Annotated in this window: 22 protein-coding genes; 9 read left to right on the forward strand and 13 right to left on the reverse strand. The window is 55.5% G+C overall.

The window, feature by feature from the left end:
* Positions 1-37: 37 nt before the first annotated feature.
* A complete protein-coding gene (kdgK, locus tag O1723_RS01195; protein ID WP_014885596.1) occupies positions 38-967 on the reverse strand; it encodes a 2-dehydro-3-deoxygluconokinase in 930 nt (309 codons plus the stop codon).
* Positions 968-1,196: 229 nt separating this feature from the next.
* On the opposite strand from kdgK, the gene pdeH reads away from it, so the two are divergent.
* Positions 1,197-1,970, forward strand: coding sequence for a cyclic-guanylate-specific phosphodiesterase (gene pdeH, locus O1723_RS01200; RefSeq protein ID WP_023337929.1), 774 nt, complete (start codon positions 1,197-1,199; stop codon positions 1,968-1,970).
* Between the two features lie 65 nt (positions 1,971-2,035).
* On the forward strand, positions 2,036-4,078 hold the full coding sequence (locus O1723_RS01205; protein WP_023331531.1) for an AsmA family protein: 2,043 nt from the start codon (positions 2,036-2,038) through the stop codon (positions 4,076-4,078).
* Positions 4,079-4,172: 94 nt separating this feature from the next.
* Here O1723_RS01205 and O1723_RS01210 read toward each other — a convergent pair whose 3' ends face one another.
* From O1723_RS01210 to O1723_RS01220, 3 genes are all read right to left on the reverse strand, one after another.
* On the reverse strand, positions 4,173-5,495 hold the full coding sequence (locus O1723_RS01210; RefSeq protein WP_014885593.1) for an MFS transporter: 1,323 nt from the start codon (positions 5,493-5,495) through the stop codon (positions 4,173-4,175).
* A gap of 261 nt (positions 5,496-5,756) precedes the next feature.
* Entirely contained in the window at positions 5,757-6,782 is a 1,026-nt protein-coding gene (yhjD, locus tag O1723_RS01215; RefSeq protein ID WP_023337928.1) for an inner membrane protein YhjD, read from the reverse strand.
* 50 nt (positions 6,783-6,832) lie between these two features.
* Entirely contained in the window at positions 6,833-7,732 is a 900-nt protein-coding gene (locus O1723_RS01220) for a LysR family transcriptional regulator (protein WP_023337927.1), read from the reverse strand.
* Positions 7,733-7,851: 119 nt separating this feature from the next.
* On the opposite strand from O1723_RS01220, the gene O1723_RS01225 reads away from it, so the two are divergent.
* Together O1723_RS01225 and O1723_RS01230 are read left to right on the forward strand one after the other, a co-directional pair.
* The gene (locus O1723_RS01225) at positions 7,852-8,610 is read left to right on the forward strand and encodes an SDR family NAD(P)-dependent oxidoreductase (protein WP_023331529.1); all 759 of its coding nucleotides are present in this window, start codon (positions 7,852-7,854) and stop codon (positions 8,608-8,610) included.
* 173 nt (positions 8,611-8,783) lie between these two features.
* Positions 8,784-9,386 carry a response regulator transcription factor gene (locus O1723_RS01230; RefSeq protein WP_014885589.1) on the forward strand — a complete coding sequence of 201 codons (603 nt, stop codon included), beginning with the start codon at positions 8,784-8,786 and terminating at the stop codon, positions 9,384-9,386.
* Here the strand turns inward: O1723_RS01230 and O1723_RS01235 are convergent.
* Both O1723_RS01235 and O1723_RS01240 read right to left on the reverse strand, forming a co-directional pair.
* Entirely contained in the window at positions 9,365-9,703 is a 339-nt protein-coding gene (locus O1723_RS01235) for a lysozyme (RefSeq protein WP_014885588.1), read from the reverse strand. The genes O1723_RS01230 and O1723_RS01235 overlap by 22 nt on opposite strands.
* A gap of 71 nt (positions 9,704-9,774) precedes the next feature.
* Positions 9,775-10,314 (reverse strand): GNAT family N-acetyltransferase, encoded by a 540-nt coding sequence (locus O1723_RS01240; protein WP_023337926.1) that lies wholly within the window; start codon positions 10,312-10,314, stop codon positions 9,775-9,777.
* A 146-nt stretch (positions 10,315-10,460) separates the two neighbouring features.
* On the opposite strand from O1723_RS01240, the gene O1723_RS01245 reads away from it, so the two are divergent.
* Positions 10,461-12,050 (forward strand): STY4199 family HEPN domain-containing protein, encoded by a 1,590-nt coding sequence (locus tag O1723_RS01245; protein WP_014885586.1) that lies wholly within the window; start codon positions 10,461-10,463, stop codon positions 12,048-12,050.
* Between the two features lie 53 nt (positions 12,051-12,103).
* Here the strand turns inward: O1723_RS01245 and O1723_RS01250 are convergent, their stop codons facing one another.
* The 3 genes from O1723_RS01250 to O1723_RS01260 form a co-directional block, all read right to left on the reverse strand.
* Positions 12,104-13,753, reverse strand: a complete 1,650-nt coding sequence (locus tag O1723_RS01250) for an alpha,alpha-trehalase (RefSeq protein WP_014885585.1) — start codon at positions 13,751-13,753, stop codon at positions 12,104-12,106.
* A gap of 185 nt (positions 13,754-13,938) precedes the next feature.
* Positions 13,939-15,291: a glutathione-disulfide reductase gene (gorA, locus tag O1723_RS01255; protein WP_023331526.1), complete on the reverse strand. Its 1,353-nt coding sequence runs from the start codon at positions 15,289-15,291 to the stop codon at positions 13,939-13,941.
* A gap of 71 nt (positions 15,292-15,362) precedes the next feature.
* Entirely contained in the window at positions 15,363-16,205 is an 843-nt protein-coding gene (locus tag O1723_RS01260; protein ID WP_014885583.1) for a 23S rRNA (adenine(2030)-N(6))-methyltransferase RlmJ, read from the reverse strand.
* 206 nt (positions 16,206-16,411) lie between these two features.
* Between O1723_RS01260 and prlC the strand changes: the two genes are divergently transcribed.
* Positions 16,412-18,454 (forward strand): oligopeptidase A, encoded by a 2,043-nt coding sequence (prlC, locus tag O1723_RS01265; protein ID WP_023331525.1) that lies wholly within the window; start codon positions 16,412-16,414, stop codon positions 18,452-18,454.
* 6 nt (positions 18,455-18,460) lie between these two features.
* Entirely contained in the window at positions 18,461-19,213 is a 753-nt protein-coding gene (gene rsmJ, locus O1723_RS01270; protein ID WP_023337925.1) for a 16S rRNA (guanine(1516)-N(2))-methyltransferase RsmJ, read from the forward strand.
* A gap of 91 nt (positions 19,214-19,304) precedes the next feature.
* On the opposite strand, the gene uspA is transcribed toward rsmJ, so the two are convergent.
* The gene (gene uspA, locus O1723_RS01275) at positions 19,305-19,742 is read right to left on the reverse strand and encodes a universal stress protein UspA (RefSeq protein WP_003861223.1); all 438 of its coding nucleotides are present in this window, start codon (positions 19,740-19,742) and stop codon (positions 19,305-19,307) included.
* 283 nt (positions 19,743-20,025) lie between these two features.
* On the opposite strand from uspA, the gene uspB reads away from it, so the two are divergent.
* The gene (gene uspB, locus O1723_RS01280) at positions 20,026-20,361 is read left to right on the forward strand and encodes a universal stress protein UspB (RefSeq protein ID WP_003861224.1); all 336 of its coding nucleotides are present in this window, start codon (positions 20,026-20,028) and stop codon (positions 20,359-20,361) included.
* A gap of 38 nt (positions 20,362-20,399) precedes the next feature.
* Here uspB and O1723_RS01285 read toward each other — a convergent pair whose 3' ends face one another.
* The 3 genes from O1723_RS01285 to pitA form a co-directional block, all read right to left on the reverse strand.
* A complete protein-coding gene (locus O1723_RS01285; protein ID WP_038421001.1) occupies positions 20,400-20,807 on the reverse strand; it encodes a hypothetical protein in 408 nt (135 codons plus the stop codon).
* Positions 20,785-21,174: a polymorphic toxin type 44 domain-containing protein gene (locus O1723_RS01290; RefSeq protein WP_023337923.1), complete on the reverse strand. Its 390-nt coding sequence runs from the start codon at positions 21,172-21,174 to the stop codon at positions 20,785-20,787. Before O1723_RS01290 ends, O1723_RS01285 begins: the two co-directional genes overlap by 23 nt.
* Positions 21,175-21,346: 172 nt before the next feature.
* Positions 21,347-22,846 (reverse strand): inorganic phosphate transporter PitA, encoded by a 1,500-nt coding sequence (gene pitA / locus O1723_RS01295; protein WP_023337922.1) that lies wholly within the window; start codon positions 22,844-22,846, stop codon positions 21,347-21,349.
* A gap of 228 nt (positions 22,847-23,074) precedes the next feature.
* On the opposite strand from pitA, the gene O1723_RS01300 reads away from it, so the two are divergent.
* Positions 23,075-24,277, forward strand: a complete 1,203-nt coding sequence (locus O1723_RS01300; protein WP_023337921.1) for a BaiN/RdsA family NAD(P)/FAD-dependent oxidoreductase — start codon at positions 23,075-23,077, stop codon at positions 24,275-24,277.
* The last annotated feature ends 18 nt before the right edge of the window (positions 24,278-24,295 follow it).

A 24,295-nucleotide genomic window follows, 5' to 3' on the forward strand; every position in this document is an offset into this window, starting at 1 on the left:
GAGAGGGCCAGGGTGAGGGCATCAGCCCTCACTTTGGTTAAACAGGCATCGCCTCACGCGGAATAATCGCCCCGCGATACTGAATCACGGTGCTGGCCGTCAGGTGTCCGCGCTGTGCCGCGGCTTCCGGCGTTCCCCCGGTCAGACGTACCGCCAGGTAACCCGCGCTGAAGGAGTCCCCTGCCGCTGTCGTATCAATCACGTTCTCTTTGGCCAGCTTCACCGCCGGGACTTCAACCACCGCTTCACCCGCCATCGCGACCAGGCATGATTCCGCCCCGCGTTTAATGACGACTTCGCTTACGCCCGCCGCCTGCGTGCGTGCAATCACGTCATCTACGGGCTTCTCACCCCACAGGGCGTCTTCATCGTCGAGCGTCAGGAACGCGATGTCCGTGCACTGCAGCATCTGCTGATAAACCTGCTGCGTCTCTTCACGGCTGGCCCACAGGCGTGGACGGTAATTGTTATCAAAAATCACCTTACCGCCGTTGGCGCGGCATTTATGCAGCAGCGACAGCAGCTTTTCGCGGCTGACTGGACTGAGGATCGCCAGGCTGATCCCACTCAGATAGAGATAGTCAAAGCTTGCCAGTGCTTCACAAATGGCCGGGGCTGCATCGCTCTCCAGCCAGAACTTCGCCGCGGCTTCGTTACGCCAGTAATAAAACGTGCGTTCGCCGGTGCTGTCGGTTTCGATGTAGTAAAGCCCGGGAAGGCGGTTTTCCATACGCTGGATCAGCGCGGTGCCCACATGTTCATTCTGCCAGGCTTCCAGCATCTGCTGGCTGAAGCTGTCCGTGCCGAGGGCGGTAACATAGTCCACGGAGAGTGCTTCTGGCGCAACCTGACGGGCGATATAGACGGAAGTGTTTAACGTGTCGCCACCAAATCCGCGGCTGACTTCCGCGCCTTTTTGGGACAGCTCAATCATGCATTCGCCAATCACGGCAATTTTTTTGGACATAGTCGTGAACCTGAACAGAAGAATTTATCAGCAGTGTGCGCTGAGTGAATTAGATGGTCAACTATATTAAAACGACGTTCCATTATTTAATTTGAGCCAGCACGTGTTCCGGCAAATTTCTGTCATCTTAATTTCATTTTCCCGGTGAATTGAACATAAAGTTCTCAATTGTCGCGCCGATAACCCAGTGACGAGTCCAGAAAGGCCATCCAACAACAGGACATCTGAAATGAAGTCAGAGCAGGTTATCCAGCGGCTGAGCACTACGCCTGAGGCAAGTATTGAGAACTTGCAGGAGCATCGCTACTGGCTGCAATGTGAGCGTGCGTATACCTATCAGCCGATCTACCGAACGGACGGTCGACTGATGGCCATTGAAATTTTGACCGTTGTTACGCACCCGTCAAACCCTTTACAGCGTATCGCGCCAGATCGCTATTTTGCCGAAGTTGCCGTTCGCCAGCGCCTTGACGTGCTGGAAGAGCAGCTTCGTATGCTGGCGACCAAACAGGCCTTTTTCGAGCGGCACCATATCCTCGCCTCGGTTAACGTGGATGGCCCGACACTGCTGGCGCTGCGTCAGAATGCAAAATTGCAGGAACTGATCGCCACTCTGCCGTGGATGCGTTTTGAACTGGTGGAGCACGTCCGGCTGCCGCAGGACTCCTCGTTTGCCTCGATGTGTGAATTTGGCCCGCTGTGGCTGGATGACTTTGGTACGGGCATGGCGAACTTCTCTGCGCTGAGCGAAGTGCGTTATGACTACATCAAAGTGGCCCGCGATCTGTTTATTATGCTGCGTCAGACCCCGGAAGGGCGAAACCTGTTTACGCTGTTATTGCAGTTGATGAACCGCTATTGCAAAGGGGTGATTGTCGAAGGTGTGGAAACGCTGGAAGAGTGGCGCGATGTGCAACACTCACCCGCTGCTGCCGCACAGGGTTATTTCCTCTCTCGTCCGGTTCCTATGGATACCCTCGATACCGTCATAACTAACCTCTGATCCGCCCGTTTCCCCTTGTCTGGACTATAGTTTTACAGGACAGGCCATCAGGAAAGGGGACAAAAATGACAAAGACAACCAGGGTTATCTCCTGGACTACAGGGATTTTCTTGTTGTTGATCGTGGTTATCGTCGTCATTATTGCGACGTTTGACTGGAATCGCCTTAAGCCGACCATCAACCAGAAAGTCTCAGCTGAGCTGAACCGTCCCTTCGCCATCCGCGGCGATTTGGGCGTGGTATGGGAACGTCAGAAACAGGAGACCGGCTGGCGAAGTTGGATCCCCTGGCCGCACGTCCACGCCGACGACATTATTCTCGGCAACCCGCCGGATATTCCGGACGTCACCATGGTCCATCTGCCACGCGTTGAAGCCACGCTGGCGCCGTTAGCGCTCCTGACCAAAACCGTCTATCTGCCGTGGATTAAACTCCAGCAGCCCGATGCGCGTCTGATCCGCCTTTCTGAAAAGAACAACAACTGGACGTTTAACCTTGCCAGCGACGGCGAAAAAGATCCCAATGCCCGGCCCTCTTCATGGTCATTCCGTCTGGACAATATTCTTTTCGATCGCGGGCGGATCGCCATCGACGATAAGGTCAGCAAGGCGGATGTGGAGATCCTGGTCGATCCGTTGGGTAAACCGCTACCGTTTAGCGAAGTGACGGGCAACCAGGCGAAAGGCGATAACGCCAAAGCGGGAGATTATGTGTTTGGCCTGACGGCCAAAGGGCGCTACAACGGTCAGCCGCTGAGCGGGAAAGGAAAAATGGGCGGCATGCTGGCGCTCAGGAGCGAAGGTACGCCGTTCCCGGTGCAGGCGGATTTCCGTTCAGGGAATACGCGCGTGGCATTCGTGGGCACGGTCAACGACCCGATGAACATGGGGGGCGTGGATCTGCGGCTGAAATTTGCCGGTGATTCGCTGGGTGAACTGTATGAACTGACCGGTGTGTTGCTGCCCGATACGCCGCCGTTCGAAACGGACGGGCATCTGGTTGCCAAAATCGACACCGAAAAATCGTCTGTCTTTGATTACCGGGATTTTAACGGCCGCATCGGTGACAGCGATATCCACGGATCGCTAACCTATACCACCGGAAAACCGCGCCCGAAACTGGAAGGGGATGTGGAGTCCCGCCAGCTACGTCTGGCCGATCTGGGCCCGTTGATTGGCGTGGATTCGGGCAAAGGCACGAAGTCGAAAGAGGTCAAAAAGGACGTTCAGCCTGCGGGGAAAGTGCTGCCTTACGATCGCTTCGAAACTGATAAATGGGACGTGATGGATGCCGATGTACGCTTCAAAGGGCGTAAAATTGAGCATGGCAGCACGTTGCCGCTGAGCGATCTCTCGACGCATGTCATTCTTAAAAACGCCGATCTGCGCCTGCAGCCGCTGAAGTTTGGTATGGCGGGCGGAACGATTTCCTCGAACATTCACCTCGAGGGCGATAAAAAGCCGATGCAGGGGCGCGCCGAAATTCAGGCCCGCAGGCTGAAGCTGAAAGAGCTGATGCCAAACGTGGAGTTGATGCAGAAAACCCTCGGTGAAATGAACGGTGACGCGGACATTCGCGGGGTAGGGAATTCCGTGGCGGCGCTGCTGGGCAGCGGCAATGGTAACCTGAAACTGCTGATGAACGACGGCCTGGTCAGCCGCAACCTGATGGAGATCCTGGGGCTGAACGTGGGCAACTTTATCATCGGGCAAATTTTCGGGGATGACGAGGTGCGGGTGAACTGCGCCGCGGCCAATCTGGATCTGGTTAACGGCGTGGCGCGTCCGCAGATTTTTGCCTTCGACACGGAAAACGCGGTGATTAACGTGACCGGTACCGCCAGCATGGCCTCAGAGCAGCTGGATTTGACGATCGACCCGGAAAGTAAAGGGATCCGTATTATTACCCTGCGCTCGCCGCTTTATGTCCGCGGCACCTTTAAAAATCCGCAGGCAGGCGTGAAGCCCGGGCCGCTGATCGCGCGTGGTGCGGTGGCCGCAGCCCTCGCGACGCTGGTCACCCCAGCCGCCGCGCTGCTGGCATTGATCTCGCCGTCAGAAGGTGAGGCGAACCAGTGTCGGACAATTTTGTCGCAGATGAAGAAGTAAGATGCGGGATGTTTTTGCCGGGTGGCGCTGCGCTTACCCGGCCTACATGTTGAATCGTAGGCCGGGTAAGGCGTAGCCGCCACCCGGCATTAGCTTACAGTGCCTGATGCTTAGTCTCATGCGTCAGCAGCAGCGCAATCAGCGTCAGCGCCGCCATGGCCGCCAGGTAAACGCCCACGTAGAACAGACCATAATTTGCCTGCAGCCAGGTGGCGATGTATGGCGCAACGGACGCCCCCAGAATGGAAGAGACGTTGTAGGAGAACGACGCACCGGTATAACGCACTTCCGTCGGGAACAGCTCTGGCAGCAGCGCGCCCATTGGGCCGAAGGTCAGCCCCATCAGGCTAAGGCCAATCAGCAGGTAGGCCATCACCAGTGCCGGGCTACCCGAACCCAGCAGCGGCGGGAAGACGAACAGGGCAAACAGAATGATCAGCGTGGTGATCGTAATCATGCTCGCACGACGACCGAATTTATCCGCCAGCAGGCCGGCAATCGGCACCATCACACCAAACCCGATGACCGCCATCATCAACATCCACAGTACTTCGTTACGCGGCAGACCCAGCCCAACCGGCGCGGCGGCGGTACTGTAGGTCATGGAGTAAACCGTCATGATGTAGAACAGCGTATAGGTTGCCAGCATGATGAACGTGCCCAGCACGGTGACGCGGACGTGTTTGGTCAGCAGCGTGCCCAGCGGGACTTTCACCTGTTTTTTCGCCGCGGCCACTTTAGCGAACACCGGCGTCTCATGCAGGGACACGCGGACATACAGGCCAATCAGCACCAGCACGGCAGAGAAGACAAACGGAATACGCCAGCCCCAGTTCATGAACTGTTCATCCGTCAGCAGCCAGGAAAGCAGCAGGAAGGTCCCGTTGGCAAAGAAGAAGCCAATCGGCGCGCCAAGCTGCGGGAATGAACCGTACAGCGCGCGTTTACGCGGCGGGGCATTTTCGGTCGCCAGCAGCGCCGCGCCACCCCATTCACCGCCCAACCCCAGACCCTGACCAAAACGCGCCAGCGCCAGCAGGACCGGCGCCAGAATGCCAATGGTTTCGTAGGTCGGCAGCAGGCCGATCGCCACGGTGGAGATCCCCATCGTCAGCAGCGAGGCCACCAGGGTGACCTTACGACCAATACGGTCGCCAAAGTGTCCAAACAGCGCAGAGCCAATCGGACGTGCAACAAACGCGATAGCAAAGGTTGCCAGAGACTGCAGCGTCGCCGCCGTCGGGTCTCCCTGAGGGAAGAAAATATGCGGGAAGACGATGACCGCAGCGGTGGCGTAAATGTAAAAGTCGAAGAACTCAATGGCGGTGCCAATCAGCGATGCGACGACAACTTTATTGCGCGAGTTGACCGGGACGTTTTCCGCGCCAGAGTCGAGTGTTGTGGCTGTTGCTTGCATAATATTTTCTTATTTTTTATCGAACGAAAGGCCATATTACGCACAGCAAAAGCGACATTTCAATCTGTAACAAAGTCGCGTTCTGGTGATAAAAGCAACAAAAAGCGGATAATTTTCAGGCCAGCGAAAATGCTTCCATGAAATGCTTCACAGTTTTTAAATATTGGTGAATAAAACTGGTTTTTGGTTAAATAAAAGTTACGGGCTGGATTTATATGCTGAAATGATGAGTCGGGCTGAAATTTCAGCCCGAGAGAGGGGTTAGCGGTGTGTTTTTCCCGGCATGCGTGTGTCGCCTTTGTACTCGGCGGTGGCAATCCACGCGGCGCAGAACAGGGTCAGGCGGGCGAAGAAGTAGAAGAAGGCCATCAACCCCAGCACGGAGCCGAACGCCGCGCCCGACGGGGATTTCACCAGCGACGGCAGGGTGTAGGTCATCACGATTTTAATCACTTCAAAGCCTATCGCCGCAATCAGCGTTCCGCGGAGCAGGGCCTTCTTGCGCGGACGATGACGGGGCAAACGCCAGAAAATCCAGAAGAACAGCAGGTAGTTGGCGAAAATGGAAATCGCCAGCCCAATGCCGCGCCAGGCCGGTTTCAGCCATTCGATGTAATCCAGATAGAGTGCAGAGATAATCATCTGCTGTGCGGAGCCCGCCACGGAGGTAATCGAAAGCGTAACGATGAGCGCAATGAGCAGGCCAATCAGCGAAACAAAGTCGCGGAGATACTTAACCCATATTTTCTCCTGATCCTGCGGCTTACGCTCCCACACCTCACGCGACTGGGCGCGAATGGCCTCGCGGAGGTTGCCCATCCAATTTACCCCGGAGTAAAGGGCGATAAGCAAACCAACGATCCCAACGGTCGTACGTTGCTGAACAGCGGTATTAATCGTGCTTTTTAGCGTGGTGGCGAGGGTCGGGTCACTGACGTTATTCAGGATTTTAGTGAAAATATCCTGCAGCAGCGTCGGGTGCGACGCGAGCACAAAACCGGCCGCTGCAAACGACACCATCAGAATGGGGATCATCGACAGGAAGGAGAAATAGGTGATGGCAGCACCAAACTGGTTCCCCATGCGGTCATTAAAGCGCTCGGTCGCACGTATCAAATGCGCAACCATGGGAAACTGCTGAATTCTTTCTGCCAGGCTGGTGACGGTGCCCAGCGTCTTGCTGGCCGCCCCTGGGGTTTTAGCCTTTTCTGGACCGGTTTCCATCTTCTTGATGGGATCATAATCTAAATGTTGGGTGGGTCGTTGCGGGTTATTTTCCGGCGTCACGCGTCTTTTCCTTTTCGTTAGGCTGGATGTTACTGAATTATAGCTTGCGACTAATCCACGTAAGCTTTTGTGAGTTCGGTCAGCCACTCCATGAACAGATGTACCCGACGGGAGAGGTTGCGGCGATGGGGATAAATCAGGGACACGGGCATCGGTTCCGCGCGATATTGCGGGAGGATCTCAATCAGTTTTTTCGTCCGCAGTAAATCACGTACCCCAACACGTGGAACCTGAATGATGCCCAGCCCGGCAAGGCAGGCCGCCTGATAGGTTTCCGTGCTGTTGACGGTTAATACACCGCCCGTCTTTATCCACTGCGTTGCACTGCCGTTATAAAATTCAAAGCCCTGCGGACGGGTACCCAGCATGGCGGCGTAGTGAATCACCGCGTGTGAGCCCAAATCATCCAGCGTTTCAGGGTAGCCAAAACGCGCCAGATAATCCGGACTGGCACAGTTAATTACCGTCAGTTTCCCCAGCGGCCGGGCAATTAACCCTGAATCTTTCAGGGAGCCCACGCGGACCACGCAATCAAACCCTTCGCGAATCACATCCACCAGACGATCGCTGCTGCTGAGTTCCAGTTCAATACCCGGGTACTGCTGCAAAAAAGTCGGCAGTCTGGGGATGACTAAATTTCGAGCAACGCCGACGGGCATATCCACGCGCAGCCTTCCGCTTATGGTGGAGGGATCGTGCTGAAACAGTCCGTCCAGTTCATCAAGGTTTGCCAGCAGATCTTTTGCCCGTTCGTAATAGACCATGCCGTCCTGCGTCAGGCTGACGCGACGCGTGGTCCGGTGCAACAGCTGGGTGCCAAGGCGGTTTTCAAGGGCCTGAATTTGCCGCGAAACGCTGCCTTTCGGCAACGTTAAGGTTTCTGCAGCACGGGAAAAACTTTCCAGTTCCGCGACGCGAACAAACAGCTGCATTGCGTGAATTTTATCCATAGATGAAGCTCATTGTTGTTGCTGTTGAAACAGTGAAGCGTTTTAAACCATCTTTATTGATCTTCTATCACCTAATAAGCTCTTTCTCAATCTCCATAACAGCCAAAACGAGGTTTATGATGACTGAACGTATCGCATTAGTGACGGGTGGTAGCCGTGGTTTGGGTAAAAACGCGGCGTTGAAGCTGGCGGCAGACGGAACGGGAATTGTTCTGACGTACCACAGCAATCAGCAGGACGCGCTGGAGGTTGTTCGCGAAATTCAGGAAAAAGGCGTGAATGCTGCAGCATTACAGCTCAACGTCGGTGATATTGCCAGCTTCGATAAGTTTGCTCAGCAGCTTCAGGAAATCCTTAAGACCGTCTGGCAACGCGACACCTTTGATTATTTATTGAACAATGCCGGGACGGGTTTATATGCACCCTATACCGACACAACGGAAGCCCAGTTTGATGAGGCGATGAATATTCATTTCAAAGGGCCTTTCTTCCTGACACAGCGCCTGCTGCCTCTGCTGAATGACGGAGGCCGGATCCTCAACGTCTCCAGCGGGCTGGCCCGTTTTACCCAGCCAGGCTCCGGTACCTATGCAGCGATGAAAGGGGCGATGGAGGTGTTGACCCGCTATCAGGCGAAGGAGCTGGGTGCGCGTGGTATCTCCGTCAATATTATCGCGCCGGGCGCGATAGAAACCGACTTTGGCGGTGGACGCGTTCGCGACAACGCGCAGCTTAATCAGATGCTGGCATCACAGACGGCGCTGGGGCGGGTGGGGTTGCCGGACGATATCGGCGATGCCATCGCGGCACTGCTCAGCGATAAGCTGGGCTGGATGAACGCGCAACGTATTGAGGTGTCAGGCGGTATGTTCCTGTGAGGCCTGCTGTAAAGGGGAGGGAACCCCTTAAGGAAATCCTTAATGCCGATGTGTCAAAATACGGGCAAATATAAAAACCACTCGCGGATTTGTAACCTCTCCATTCATTGAGTTTTTTCTTAAATACTGCCTCTGTAGAATCCCCCTTCGCTATTCTCAGAGGGAGAAAAACGATGCGAGTAATCATGTTTGACAGGCAGTCGATATTTATTCATGGAGCGATACACGGTCTGCAGGAGTTAATTCCTGAAATAAATATAACGGGCGCTTGTCAGGCGGACGATTTATGGGGGCAAATATCTGCTTCACCGTCTGCTATCGTGATGATTGACGGCAATTTGATCCAGGAAGAGGAGAGTGCTTTCCTGGAAGAGCTTATGGATTCCTTCCCGGCGATACGGGTGATTATGGTTCTGGCAAGAAAAGAGGCCAGATGGGTTGAGCAGCTCATGCAGCGAAACGTGATGGCCATTATCCCCCGTAACGCTAACCCCGAACGGTTTGCCGCCGTGCTGGATTCCGTGTCGAGAGGGATGGTCTGCTTTCCCGGGGAGTGGGTTAGCCAGCAATCATCAGCACAGCCGTTACTCTGTTTAAGCGAGCGTCAGCGCGAGGTACTCAAACTGCTGGCAGCGGGAGAGTCAAATAAAGAGATTGGCCGCAATCTCAACATCAGCGCGGCCACGGTAAAAGCGCATCTGGAAGCACTTTTTCGGCGGCTGGAGGTGAAAAACCGGACCCAGGCGGCCATGTACTATACCCGGGCGATAGCCTGATACAGCGCGTTCAGACGTGAAGGCGTCTCGGCGAAACTGAATATCAATACTACCAATGCATCATGCTGCTGTTGGGTTAATGGGCGTGTTATATTTTCCCGCAGCAGCCTCTCACATAACTGAATATCTTCCTGAAGCAAACATTCTGCCTGAAGCGGAGTAATGCCTCCGTGAAAATTGTCCTCTTCATGGATCGCATGTCCATAGCCGATCACCCATAAACCATTTTCATCACGATATTTCTCCAGTGAAAGCCCCTGATGCTTCTTTATTAAATCAATGGCGGCATAAGAGATATTCAGCGCATGACCTTTCATATTCATTTCCTCGTAATGGCGATACTGTAGAGGAATTGAACAATGAAAAATATCCGCCAAATGGCTGTTGATCAGGCGTTATGGTTCAGATATTCATGCCGCAATAAACCCAATAACCAGTCATTTTGCCAGCGTCCGGAAAGGTAATAGCTCTCGCGAAGCTCCCCCTCCAGACGAAAGTGGGCTTTTTCCAGCAGACGTCTGGAGGCGACATTTCCCGCCGTGACGGTGGCGGTGAGCCGACGTAGTCCGCCCTCACGAAAGGCGTAATCGCAAAGCGCCTGCAGGGATTCGAAACCGTAACCTTTCCCCTGCGCCTCGGGTGCAAAAAGAAAGCCCACTTCAGCGCAATCGTCCTCACGATGAATATACCCGGTCACGCCCAGCGGTGCCTGAGAGGTGGCATCACGGACGACGAGACACAGCCAGTGCGTGCTGCCCGGCGTCCAGAGGGGCAGACGAGAATCAAACGCCTCACGAATCGCGGCAACGGGACGGTTTTCCGCCACAAAGCGCATCACGTCAGGATGTTGCTGCAACGCCAGAAAAAAGGGCCAGTCATGCTCCTGCAGAGGCGAGCAGTTCAGGCGTGAAGTCATTAAAACCGGCATTAAGATTCTCCTGAAACATTTTTAATGATTTTAGGGTTGTCACTTTATTTCAACAGAAAGTCAGGTATGGTTAAGCATGTATAAATAAAAGAAAAATGGCCATAAGTGCCCATTCCTGATGTCTTCGTTGTCGCTTAAGGAAAACAATGACTCTCAGCACATCACATCATATTCGCGAACAGTTTGAACACTGTCTGGCGGTCATTCGCCAGGCGTCGGTTGAAATTTTGCTTCTCCTGAATGTACATGTTTCTGAGGGAAAAGATCCACGCTGGCTCCTGGAACAACTGGATAGCGCACGTTTAGCGCTCGGGGGATGGGCAGCCGTTGCGAAGACCCTCAATCTGAATGATGCCGAGATGTCGGAATTTACGCTGCAGCTGCGCCTGCTGCAGCAGCGCGTTCCACAGTATGAAAGCGGGCAGGATGTCAGCGAAAACCAGCTGATTGCGGCGATGCGCTTTGTGACCACGCTGGAACATCTTCGTTTGCAGCAACCGTTGCTGACTTACAGCACGGAGCTGGCAACGGGTAGCGAACTGCAGCAACAGCAGGCGCACAAGCAGGTTCGCGCCATTGAGCTGATGATTAAAGGACTTATTCAGCAGGCCTGGCCCGATCAGGTGCGGCTCAATAATCATCTTAAGACCTTATTTAATGCCGACCGGGTAAGACGCTGGCTGAAGCTCGGGGAGATCAACGATATCCTGAGTGGGATGATGTTCAGTGAACTGGCGCAGATGCTGGTGGATAAAAAAGAGTTCAGCCGGTATTACGCCTCGCTGTTTAACGATCCTGCCATGCTGACGCTCCTGGTAGAACCGCGTAAAACGCTGCAAACCTTCCTTGATGATATTCGGCAAATTCGCAACAACATCACGGTTCAGAAAACGTTAAGTTCGGCGCAAATTCAGCTGCTGGATAACTACTACATGCAGATATCCCGACCGGTTCAACGTGCATTCGAAGAGGGGAGAACGCGCGTCAACCCGGCCGGATTGATGGCGGTGGACGCCAGTGAACTGCACACTTTCTGGGAAAAGGCGCAGAAAATGGATCGTGTTACCGGTGGCGATCTGTTTGAGGTTCGTGACACGATTGAAAAGCCGACCCAGCGCGCGCCGCGCACGCCCGAACAGCGTGAGCAGCTTATCTCCGGTGCGTTATGGGGCGCGGTTGGCGTTATGGTAATCGCCATCCTGGTGGGCGGCTTCTGGCTGGTGACCAGCAGCAAACCGCAGTCGTCGGCCGAACACACTGCGCAAGCGGCTCCGCCGAAAGATATGCGCGAAACCCCTTCTGCGCGCGAGACGCTGACCCGCATGGGGGTGACCTGGGACGACAATAATTTCCGTTCAGCGATTAACCGCAACGATACTCGTGTCGCGCAGCTCTTTTTGCAGGGCGGGATGGACTGGAAGCTGTCATGGACCGAAGAGGCGATGTCGGCAGGCCATGACGACGTGCTGGAGCTCATGCTGCGCTACCGACGGAACATGACGGAAGAGAAGCCATGCCGTCGCTTTATCAACACGCTCAGCCACGCGATGTCGAACGGGGAATCCCTGACCTCAGTGCGTAAAGCGTATCTCAAAGCGTTCTGCACCGTGCCCGCCGTGGTGAAGCGCCAGCAGCACGATCTGGATATGGCTACGCGGCGTGCGCAGTCGCAACCGGATGCCACCACGAAAAAATGGCAGTCCATTCAGACTGCCATTTATGAGGTGATTCGCTGAACCCTTTACCCTATGGGAAAGGGCCGGGGTGAGGGCACCAGACCGCACCCCACTCAAGGCTCCCCATACAACCCTATCAGCCGTCGCACTACGCCGTTGGTCCAGCCGAAGCCGTCCTGAAGGGGATACTCACCCCCGCCACCCTCGCGTGGCGTACTGCTGGCGATATGATACTTCTCAATCAGCTTGTGGTGGGTCTTATAAAAATGATTCACCGTCTGCAGCCAGCTCCAGGCGATCTCATCGCCCAGTGAGTCATTGCCATACTGCTTGAACCCCTGAATGGCCATCCACTGCAGCGGGGCCCAGCCGTTGGGTTTATCCCATTGCTCGCCGGTTTCATACTCGGTTGCCAGAATCCCGCCCGGCGTCAGCAGTCGCGTTTTCACCGCATCCGACAGTCGATCGGCCTGTTCATGCGTGGCCATACCGACGTACAGCGGCACAATGCTCGCCGCAGAGAACAGCGCCATCACTTCGCGGCGCCAGTCATAGTCGCGATAGCAGCCGCTTTCTTCATCCCAGAGGTAGCGGTTAATCGCGGCGCGGCGATCGCTGGCCTTCTGATGGAACAGTTCAGCGGTCTCTTTATCCCCTTTCGACGCCGAGATATTGGCGATAGTACTCTCCAGCTTGAAAAGGAAGGCATTCAAATCGATCGGGATAAACTGCGTGGTGCGAATGCTGGCCAGTCGGCCAGGCTCACGCAGCCAGCGGGAGGAGTAATCCCAGCCTGAGGCTGCACCCGCGCGCAAGTCACGATACACTTCGTTTGGCGGACGTCCGGAGTGACGGGCCGTTTCTACGTCCTCAATCCACGATTCGTCCCGGGGCGTGTCGCGGTCGTCCCAGTAGCGGTTGAGCAATGATCCATCCGGCATACGTACCGCGCTGCGATAGGCCTGATTAAGCAGCAGCGACTCGGCACCGTCCATCCAGAAGGCGTGCTCCATCTTGAGGTGCTCAAGGTAACGCTTCGCGCCGCGTACCCCGTCCTCTTCAAACAACTCGACCATCAGGGCAAAGACCGGCGGCTGAGAGCGGCTGAGGTAATAGGTACGGTTACCGTTTGGGATATGCCCGTAGCGTTCGATCAGCCACGCGAAGTTATCCGCCATACACTTCAGCAGGTCGTTACGTCCGCTCTCCGCCAGCCCCAGCATGGAGAAATAGGAGTCCCAGTAATAGGTCTCACTGAATCGCCCGCCGGGCACAATATAGGCCTGCGGTAACACCAGCAGAGAGGACCAGGGGATATGGTCCTGCGGTTCGCGCGTCAGCACCGGCCACAGGCTGTCAATGTGCTCTTTTAGCGACAGACCGGGGTCAGAAACATATTCCGTGCCGTAGGTGGCCGGTAGCCAGAAGTGGTTCTCTACAAACTGGCGCAGGTCGAAATCCCGGTGACGTTTCACTTTACGATAGCGGATCAGGATATCCAGCGGGTCCATCTTCGGCGCGCAGTCAGGGAAGGTTTTGCTGTCCGCGAACAGGCGTGTTGACTGAACATGCTCGAACAGTTCCAGATAGCGATCGGCGGGCGTCAGGGCATCGGAGGCGGGTAGCCCCTCGATCATTTCGGGTTCCGGCTCCGCCTCAATCATTTCATCCAGTTTCAACTCGCAGGGATCGGTCTCGTAGCGCAGCTCTTCTGCGATCTCGAATTCGATATTCTCGGTAGCCTGTAGTTTCTGGTTGAACATGGTGATAGGGACCTCCGGTTGTGTGTACTTAAAGACAGTTTTTTTCCGGGCGTCTTATAAGCGTAGACATTCGCTTCGGTAGATGGGGAGGGAAATGTGCGGTAGATCACTATTTTCGGAGCATTCGTTTTGCAACGATTTATGAATGTGAATAAAAAAAGCCCCTCCGGGGAGGGGCTTCTGCCTTAACGCATGGTAACAAATTCTTCCGCGGCGGTCGGATGGATTGCCACGGTGTTGTCGAAGTCTTTCTTGGTCGCGCCCATTTTCAGCGCCACGGCGAAGCCCTGCAGGATCTCATCCATGCCGAAGCCAATGCCGTGGATACCCACAATCTTCTCGTCCGGGCCCACGCAGACCAGCTTCATGCGGCATGGCTGACGGTGAGAGGTGACGGCGGTATACATCGCGGTGAACGCGGATTTATACACTTTCACCTGGTCGTCGCCATACTGCTCGCGCGCCTGCGGCTCGGTTAAGCCAACGGTGCCGATGGGCGGATGGCTGAAGACCACGGTCGGGATGTTGGTGTAATCAAGATGCTCGTCAGGCTTGTTGTTAAACAGACGTTCGGAGAGACGACGTCCCGCCGCAACGGCCACCGGGGTCAGCTCTACGGCACCGGTGTTATCGCCGACTGCGTAAATGCCCGGTACGCTGGTGTTCTGGAACTTATCGACGACGATATAACCTTTTTCGTCGGTTTTCACGCCGGTCACGGCCAGGTTAAAGTTGTCATTCGCCGGTTCACGACCAATCGCCCAGATCAGGCAGTCGACGGTCTGGCTGCGGCCATCTTCCAGCTCCAGCGTCAGGCTGCCGTCCGCATTTTTCACTACCGCTTTCGGCACCGCGTGGGTGTGGAGTGTTGGGCCTTCAGCGTTCATGACTTCAACCAGCGTCTCGACAATCAGCGGGTCAAAGCTGCGCAGCGGCGCGTGTTTACGCACAAACAGGTGCGCTTCCGCGCCAAGGCCGTTGATCACGCCCGCCAGCTCTACCGCAATGTAACCCGCGCCAACCACGGCAACGCGCTTAGGCAGCGCAGGCAGTTCAAAGAAACCGTCTGAGTCGATGCCGTATTCCACGCCCGGAATGTCCGGGTGGCTCGGACGACCGCCGGTGGCGATCAGGATATGATCGGCGGTGATCGTCTCACCGTTCACTTCGATCGTTTTCGCATCCACAAAGCGGGCAAAGCCGTGGATCACATCGACGTTGTTCTTACCCAGCACGTTGTCGTAGGAGGTGTGAATACGGTCGATGTAGGCGGTACGGCTGGCGATTAGCTTGTCCCAGTCAAAGTGATTGAGGGTGGTGTCAAAGCCGTAATCCGGGCCGTACATATGGATAGCTTCACGGATTTGCGCTGCGTGCCACATCACCTTCTTCGGTACACAACCCACGTTCACGCAGGTGCCGCCCAGCGCTTTAGCTTCGATCAGCGCACATTTCTGGCCATACATGGCCGCACGGTTGATGGAGGCGATGCCGCCGCTGCCGCCGCCGATTGCGATGTAGTCATAATGCTTAGTCATAGCTTTTATCCTTAATCGTGAATTGCCGCGATTGTATACCTGAAATCAATAGTTTCCACCGATGGCTGCGATTACTCCGGCACGATCCAACTGACGGTGGCGTGGCCTGTACCCGCTGGCACCAGCGTTTTGTGCAGCCACGGCAGTACGTTGTTCATCTGCGCTTCGAGCTTCCACGGCGGGTTAATCACAATCATGCCGGAGGCGGTCATGCCGCGCTGGTCGCTGTCCGGCCGCACGGCCAGCTCAATCTGGAGGATTTTGCGGATCCCGGTCGCTTCCAGATCTTTGATCATGCGTTTGATTTGCGCGCGCAGCACCACCGGGTACCACAGGGCGTAAGTGCCGGTGGCAAAACGTTTGTAGCCTTCGTGGATGCCGGTCACCACCGCCTGATAGTCGGTTTTGATTTCGTACGGCGGATCGATCAGCACCAGGCCGCGGCGGGAAACGGGCGGCAGTTTGGCTTTCAGCTGCTGGTAGCCGTCGGCTTTCTCCACGCGGGCGCGATTATCTTTCTGAAATTCAGAGCGCAACAGCGGGAAATCGCTCGGATGCAGTTCGGTCAGCTGAATGCTGTCCTGCTCGCGCAGCAGCTGGCGGGCAATCAGCGGTGAGCCTGGGTAGTAGCGCAGCTGGCCGTTGCGGTTGAAGTGGTTCACCACGCCGATGTACGGTTCCAGTTCGGCTGGCAGGTCGTCCTGCTGCCAGATGCGGGCGATCCCTTCCAGATATTCACCGGTACGCTCGGCATGCTCGCCGCTCAGCTGATAACGGCCCGCGCCCGCGTGGGTGTCCAGATAGAGAAACGGTTTCTCTTTCTCTTTGAGCGATTCAATGATCAGGCTCTGAACGGTGTGTTTGAGGACGTCGGCATGGTTGCCAGCGTGGAAGCTGTGGCGATAACTGAGCATGGGTAATGATTTTCCGCTGAATTGACGATTTGCCACAGTTTACAGCAGAACGGCACAGATTACCCGCAGGCCCGGTAAGCGCAGCGCCACCGGGCGCTTTTCCACGACGTCCGGCATTGAAATCCTCTACACTTAACCCCATTAATTAATGATATGCACAGCGCCGGATGCGCGCTTCATTCACCTATTTCAACAGGACAGCGTTTATGACCAATCCATTACTGACGCCTTTTTCGTTGCCGCCGTTTTCTAAAATCCTCCCTGAGCATGTGGTTCCAGCCGTTACGCAATCGCTGGACAACTGCCGCGCGGCGGTAGAAAGCGTGGTGGCGCAGGGCGCACCGTACACCTGGGAAAATCTGTGTCAGCCGCTGGCCGAAGTGGACGACGTGCTGGGGCGTATCTTCTCCCCGGTAAGCCACCTGAACTCGGTGAAAAACAGCCCGGAACTGCGCGAGGCCTATGAACAGACCCTGCCGCTGCTCTCGGAGTACAGCACCTGGGTCGGCCAACACGAAGGGCTGTACAAAGCGTATCGCGATCTGCGTGACGGCGACCATTACGCCGAGCTGAACACGGCGCAGAAAAAATCGGTCGATAACGCCCTGCGTGATTTCGAGCTGTCCGGGATTGGTCTGCCAAAAGAGAAGCAGGTTCGCTACGGTGAAATCGCCGCGCGCCTGTCCGAGCTGGGCAACCAGTACAGCAACAACGTCCTCGACGCCACCATGGGCTGGACGAAGCTGATTACCGATGAATCCGAGCTGGCCGGGATGCCGGAAAGCGCGCTGGCAGCAGCGAAAGCGCAGGCCGAAGCGAAAGAGCAGGAAGGCTATCTGTTAACGCTGGATATCCCAAGCTACCTGCCGGTAATGACCTACTGCGACAACCAGGCCCTGCGTGAAGAGATGTACCGCGCCTACAGCACGCGCGCCTCCGATCAGGGGCCGAATGCCGGTAAGTGGGACAACAGCCCGGTGATGGCGGAAATCCTCGCCCTGCGTCACGAGCTGGCACAGCTGCTGGGCTTCGAAAACTACGCCGACAAATCCCTCGCCACCAAAATGGCGGAGAACCCACAGCAGGTGCTCGACTTCCTGACCGATCTGGCAAAACGCGCCCGTCCTCAGGGTGAGAAAGAGCTGGCTCAGCTGCGTGCTTTTGCGAAAGCGGAGTTCGGCGTGGACGAGCTGCAGCCGTGGGATATTGCGTACTACAGCGAAAAACAGAAGCAGCATCTTTACAGCATCAGCGACGAGCAGCTGCGCCCGTACTTCCCGGAAAACAAAGCCGTTAACGGCCTGTTCGAAGTGGTGAAGCGCATCTACGGCATCACAGCCAAAGAGCGAACCGATATCGACGTCTGGCATCCGGACGTGCGCTTCTTCGAATTGTATGACGACAAGAATGAGCTGCGCGGCAGCTTCTACCTTGATCTCTACGCGCGTGAGAATAAGCGTGGCGGAGCGTGGATGGATGACTGCGTCGGCCAGATGCGTAAAGCCGACGGTTCTCTGCAAAAGCCGGTCGCTTACCTGACCTGTAACTTTAACCGTCCGGTGAATGGCAAACCTGCGCTGTTCACTCACGACGAAGTGATCACCCTGTTCCACGAGTTCGGTCACGGTCTGCATCACATGCTGACCCGCATCGAAACCGCAGGCGTGGCTGGCATCAGCGGGGTACCGTGGGATGCGGTCGAGCTGCCAAGCCAGTTTATGGAAAACTGGTGCTGGGAGCCGGACGCGCTGGCGTTTATCTCTGGTCACTATGAGACCGGCGAACCGTTGCCGAAAGAGCTGCTGGATAAAATGCTGGCGGCCAAGAACTACCAGGCAGCGATGTTCATCCTGCGTCAACTGGAGTTCGGCCTGTTTGATTTCCGTCTGCACGCCGAGTTTAGCCCGGAACAAGGGGCGAAAATCCTCGAAACGCTGGCCGAGATTAAAAAGCAGGTTGCTGTGATCCCTGGGCCAACCTGGGGCCGCTTCCCGCATGCGTTCAGTCACATCTTCGCAGGCGGCTATGCGGCAGGTTACTACAGCTACCTGTGGGCCGACGTGCTGGCAGCGGATGCTTTCTCCCGCTTCGAAGAAGAGGGGATCTTCAACCGTGAAACCGGCCAGTCGTTCCTCGATAACATCCTGACCCGCGGCGGTTCTGAGGAGCCAATGGTACTGTTCAAACGCTTCCGTGGCCGCGAGCCGCAGCTGGATGCGATGCTTGAGCATTACGGGATCAAAGGCTGATAGTTCGTGAAAATCTGCCTAGTGGATGAAACAGGCGCCGGAGACGGCGCCTTATCTGTTCTGGCGACCCGCTGGGGGCTGGAGCACGATGAAGATAACCTGATGGCGCTGGTGATGACACCGGAGCATCTTGAATTACGTAAGCGCGACGAACCGAAACTCGGCGGGATTTTTGTCGATTTTGTCGGCGGTGCGATGGCGCACCGGCGCAAGTTCGGCGGCGGTCGCGGCGAGGCGGTGGCCAAAGCGGTGGGGGTTAAAGGGAACTATCTTCCGGACGTGGTCGATGCCACGGCGGGGCTGGGTCGCGATGCGTTTGTGCTGGCGTCTGTTGGCTGTCGTGTGCGAATGCTGGAGCGTAACCCGGTGGTCGCCGCATTGCTCGACGACGGGCTGACGCGTGGCTACGCGGACCCGGAAATCGGCCCGTGGCTGCAGGAGCGGTTGCAGTTGATCCACGCCTCCAGCCTGACGGCGCTCACCGATATCACCCCGCGCCCGCAGGTGGTCTATCTCGACCCGATGTTCCCGCATAAGCAGAAAAGCGCGCTGGTGAAGAAAGAGATGCGGGTGTTTCAGTCGCTGGTGGGGCCGGATTTAGATGCAGATGGTCTGCTGGAGCCTGCCCGACAGCTCGCGACGAAGCGGGTGGTGGTGAAGCGCCCTGACTACGCGCCGCCGCTGGCGGACGTGGCCACGACTAACGCGGTGACCACGAAAGGGCACCGGTTTGATATCTATTCAGGTACATCGGAATAAAAAAAGCCGGGTGGCGGCTTCGCCTTACCCGGCCTACGTTCAATGCCGCCTGTAGGCCCGGTAAGCGTTAGCGCCACCGGGCTTTTTACACTTACTCGTCTTCTTCGTCACGCAGTGGAACAATCAGCATATCCACGTGAACGGTGTTGATCAGCTGGCGCGCGGACGACATCAGCTTGCTCCAGAAGTCCTGGTGGTGACCGCATACGACCAGGTCCATGTCATATTTCTTAATCGCATCAACCAATACCTGACCCAGGTCGCCGCTGCCGCTCAGGGTCTCGGTAATCGGGTAGCCCGCGTTGGTGGACAGTTCGCTCAGGGCGTGATGCGTCTCTTCGGAGATGCGCTTCTGCATATCGCCGAGATTCACGTCGATCAGACCGGTATAGAGGTCGGAGTAATTCACATCAACGTGAATCAGGGAAACTTTCGCGTTGTAGGGGCGTGCCATGGATACCGCTTTATCAACCAGCACTTTGCTCTCCGGAGAGAGGTCTACCGCGATGAGAATGTGTTTGTAAGCCATAGTGTTACTCCTTCCTTAAGTTATCGATGACTAAATGAGAATGCCGTCGTCTGATACTTTCATTACGGCCCAGTTAAACATATTTTTCAAGCTTTGGTGTTGATAACGATTAACCTTGTGGCAAAAAAATTAACGGATCTCCTACACTATTTAATGAGCCGTTCGGATATTAAAACGCGAACCGGATCGACTTTTGGTCATTCTTTCACTGAACTGTCTGTCAGGGCATTGGGGTGCGGGAGCTCAGGAGCCTTGCTCCGTGGGCGGACGCCGGGGAGGATGTATGATTAGCACCGTCGCATTGTTTTGGGCGTTATGCGTAGTTTGCATAGTGAATATGGCGCGCTACTTCTCATCGTTACGTGCGCTGTTAGTGGTACTTCGTGGTTGCGATCCGTTGCTTTATCAGTATGTGGACGGTGGGGGGTTCTTCACCTCGCATGGACAGCCCAGCAAACAGATGCGACTGGTGGGATACATCTACTACCAGCGTTACCGCGATCATCACGATGAAGAGTTTATCCGTCGCTGCGAGCGTCTGCGTCGGCAGTTCATTCTGACCAGCGCCCTGTGCGGGCTGGTTGTGGTCAGTATGATTGCATTGATGATTTGGCACTGAGCACAGAAAAGGCGAGGTTGCCCTCGCCTTTTCTGGGGTTACGGTTTTATCGTGAATCGAAGGTTAGAAACGTTCTCATGCAGAGAGAATACTTTACCGCTGTAGGTAATGGCCACTTCGCCCTTTTCGTTTATCCGTGCTTCAGAAATGCTGCCTGTCCCCTCCAGAACCGGCGATTTTGTCGAAAGCTGCTGGACAATGTCAGCGTCCATACCTTTTAACGCATGCGACAAATAATATCGGTAAATCGTAGGTACGGTCGCGCCACCCTGGTCGTTCGCGGTCATATAGAGCCAGACGGTATTCGAAATCTTGTAAGTCCGGAGAAGTTTATCGCTTTCACGTGGGTTGGGCTGATGGTTTAGCCACGCGAAGCCGATGACCATAATGAGCAGCGCCAGTGTGGTGAGCCGATGAAGCCATTTAATAACCGTTCTGAATGGCATAATTTATCCCTTCTCTGATATTGCGCTGGTCTGTCGGATCGTCACCGTAAGGTGGTTTTTCATACCATTTTCCCCATTCGGGTTTTGAGGTTCCTGCTCTTCCCTGAGCCCATCCTGCGCCCATTAACAGGATATTTGCAGGGATACCCGCGGCAGTCCCGGCGGCTCCAAAGTTGAAATTACCAAACGCAGCGAAATAGGGATCGAATTTTTTGTAATCCCAAGGACCACCGTTTCGGACTTTTTGATAAAACCAGTAATAGGTTGATGGTGTGGCCATATTACGGGACATTCCATGTTCACGCGCTTCACGCATGTTGTTTGCGATAACGATTGATCCAGGGCCAGGAGTTGGAACAGAAGCCATACACTCTCCGATATGCAGAATTTATCCTGACCGGAATGATAGTGGCTCGCCACGGGCGGTGATGTACAAAAAATGTTCAGGTTTTTCTTAGGGTTGTAAGATTTTCAGTAAACCGATAGCCATAAAAAAAGCGGGTCAGTTTCCTGACCCGCTTTTTGTCGCCTTCAGCTGATTAGATCAGCTTCAGCGAAATCCAGTACAGACCACCAGACAGCAGGATGGACGCCGGAAGGGTGAACACCCAGGCCATCAGGATGTTGGTCACGGTTTTGCGCTGCAGACCGCCACCGTCAACAATCATGGTACCTGCCACGGACGAGGAGAGTACGTGGGTGGTGGATACCGGCATCCCGGTGTAGCTCGCCAGGCCGATAGAAACCGCCGCCGTCATCTGCGCGGACATCCCCTGCGCATAGGTCATGCCTTTCTTACCGATCTTCTCGCCGATGGTGGTTGCCACACGACGCCAGCCAATCATTGTACCGATACCCAGTGCCAGCGCGACGGCCATGATGATCCAGATTGGCGCGTACTCAATGGTGTTGAGCATATCGCTTTTCAGTTTCTTCAGAAGACGTTTGTCGTCGGCATTCACCTCTGGCAGTTTCGCGACTTTATCGGTCACGTCAGAGATGCAGAGCATGATACGACGCAGCTGACCACGCTGTTCAACGGCCAGTTTGTCATAGCTTTCGATATCGCCCAGCATGCCTTTGGCGCGTTCCAGCGCGTTAATCGCGTTTGCCGGATGGCAGTGGAATTCGCCCGGCGCGGTAGTTGCACCGGCTTCCGGAGATGGGATCAGCTGATCAACGCCGGTCGCTTTTTTCAGCAGATCGGGATGCTGCTGGAAATAGGTCTCAACGTTATTGACGGCATCACGGGTACGGGTGATTTCGTAACCAGAGGCGTTCATGTTAACCACGAAACCTGCCGGTGCGACACCGATCAGTACCAGCATCACCAGACCAATGCCTTTCTGCCCATCGTTCGCGCCATGAGAGAAGGCCACGCCGATAGCGGAAATGATCAGCGCGATACGCGTCCAGAATGGCGGTTTTTTCTTACCGTCTTTCTTCTCACGCTCTGCTGGCGTCAGGTGGATGCGCGCACGTTTCTTGGTGTTGCTCCAGTAGCGACGCAGGATGAAAATCAGTCCACCCGCAACCACCAGACCCACAATTGGAGAGATGATCAGAGAACCGAAAATGCCCAGTACTTTAGGCAGGTTCAGCGCATCAACGACGGATGTCCCGGTCATCAGGGCGTTCGTTAACCCGATACCGATAATCGCGCCGATGAGAGTGTGAGAGCTGGATGCAGGCAGGCCAAAATACCAGGTACCGAGGTTCCAGATAATGGCAGCAAGCAGCATTGAGAACACCATGGCAAGGCCATGACCGGAACTCACGTTAAGCAGCAGATCCGTTGGCAACATATGCACGATCGCATACGCCACGCTCAGTCCGCCCAGAAGGACACCAAAAAAGTTAAATACCGCCGCCATAACAACCGCAAGTTGCGATCGCATTGCGCGAGTGTAGATAACCGTTGCTACTGCGTTTGCAGTGTCGTGGAAGCCGTTGATCGCTTCGTAAAACAGTACAAAAACCAGAGCAAGCAATAATAAAAGCCCGGTATGTAAATCCAGGCCGGCAAACAAATGTAGCATAGGACGTTACGCCATTTTGAGGACATGAACGCGGCGCATTATCCAGGACAAATGCGCAACGGGCAAAGTGAAATATAGACTTTTTTTGACATACCACCTGATTTGAGAAAAGTGCTTGAAGGGATAATCGTTAAATTTCAATGGAATGGCTTTGTAAGAACTTTTTACGCTGGTGTGACCACAGAGGAAACTTTACAATCCGCGGCAGTTAACGAAGAGGATTTTGACGTGGAAAGGTTTGATGCCGTGGTAATTGGCGCCGGTGCGGCGGGTATGTTTTGTGCGGCGATGGCCGGACAGGCGGGTCGTCGTGTGCTGTTACTGGACAACGGAAAAAAGCCTGGCCGCAAGATCCTGATGTCGGGCGGCGGGCGTTGTAACTTCACCAATCTTTATGTCGAACCCGCGGCGTATTTGAGCCAAAACCGTCATTTTTGCAAATCTGCACTGGCTCGTTACACCCAGTGGGACTTTATCGACCTGGTGGGCAAGCACGGCATCGCGTGGCATGAAAAGACGCTGGGACAGCTGTTCTGCGACGACTCCGCGCAGCAGATTGTCGATATGCTGATCGCCGAGTGCGAGAAGGGCGGCGTGGTGATGCGTCTGCGCACGGAAGTGCTGGAGGTCGCCCGCGACGAACAGGGGTACACGCTGCAGCTGAACGGTGAAACCGTCAGTGCTGATAATCTGGTCATCGCCAGCGGTGGCCTCTCTATGCCGGGTCTGGGCGCGTCCCCGTTCGGCTATAAGATTGCCGAGCAGTTTGGTCTTAAGGTACTGCCCATGCGCGCGGGTCTGGTGCCCTTCACGCTGCACAAACCCCTTCTTGAACAGCTTCAGACGCTTTCTGGCGTCTCCGTTCCTTCCGTCATGACTGCCGAAGACGGGACGGTATTCCGTGAAAACCTGCTCTTTACCCATCGGGGGCTCTCTGGCCCGGCGGTACTGCAAATCTCCAGCTACTGGCAGCCGGGTGAATTTGTCACGGTGAATCTGGTGCCGGACTGCGACCTGGACGCGTTCCTCAACGAGCAGCGCGAGGCGCACCCGAATCAGAGCCTGAAAAACACGCTGGCGATGCAGCTGCCAAAACGTCTGGTGGAGTGCCTTCAGGTGCTGGGGCAGATCCCGGACGTATCGCTTAAGCAATTGAACAGCCGCGAGCAAGAGACGCTGGTGGAGACGCTGACAAACTGGCGCGTTCAGCCAAACGGCACCGAGGGGTACCGCACGGCGGAAGTGACGCTGGGCGGCGTTGATACAAATGAACTCTCCTCGCGCACCATGGAAGCCCGCAACGTGCCGGGGCTCTACTTTATCGGCGAAGTGATGGACGTCACCGGCTGGCTCGGCGGGTATAACTTCCAGTGGGCGTGGGCAAGTGCCTGGGCGTGTGCGCAGGCGCTGGCCGATGTCCGAGGACAATAAAGTTGTACACAAAGCACT

The sequence above is a fragment of the Enterobacter cloacae complex sp. HYC080_NIDB genome (assembly GCF_056673325.1).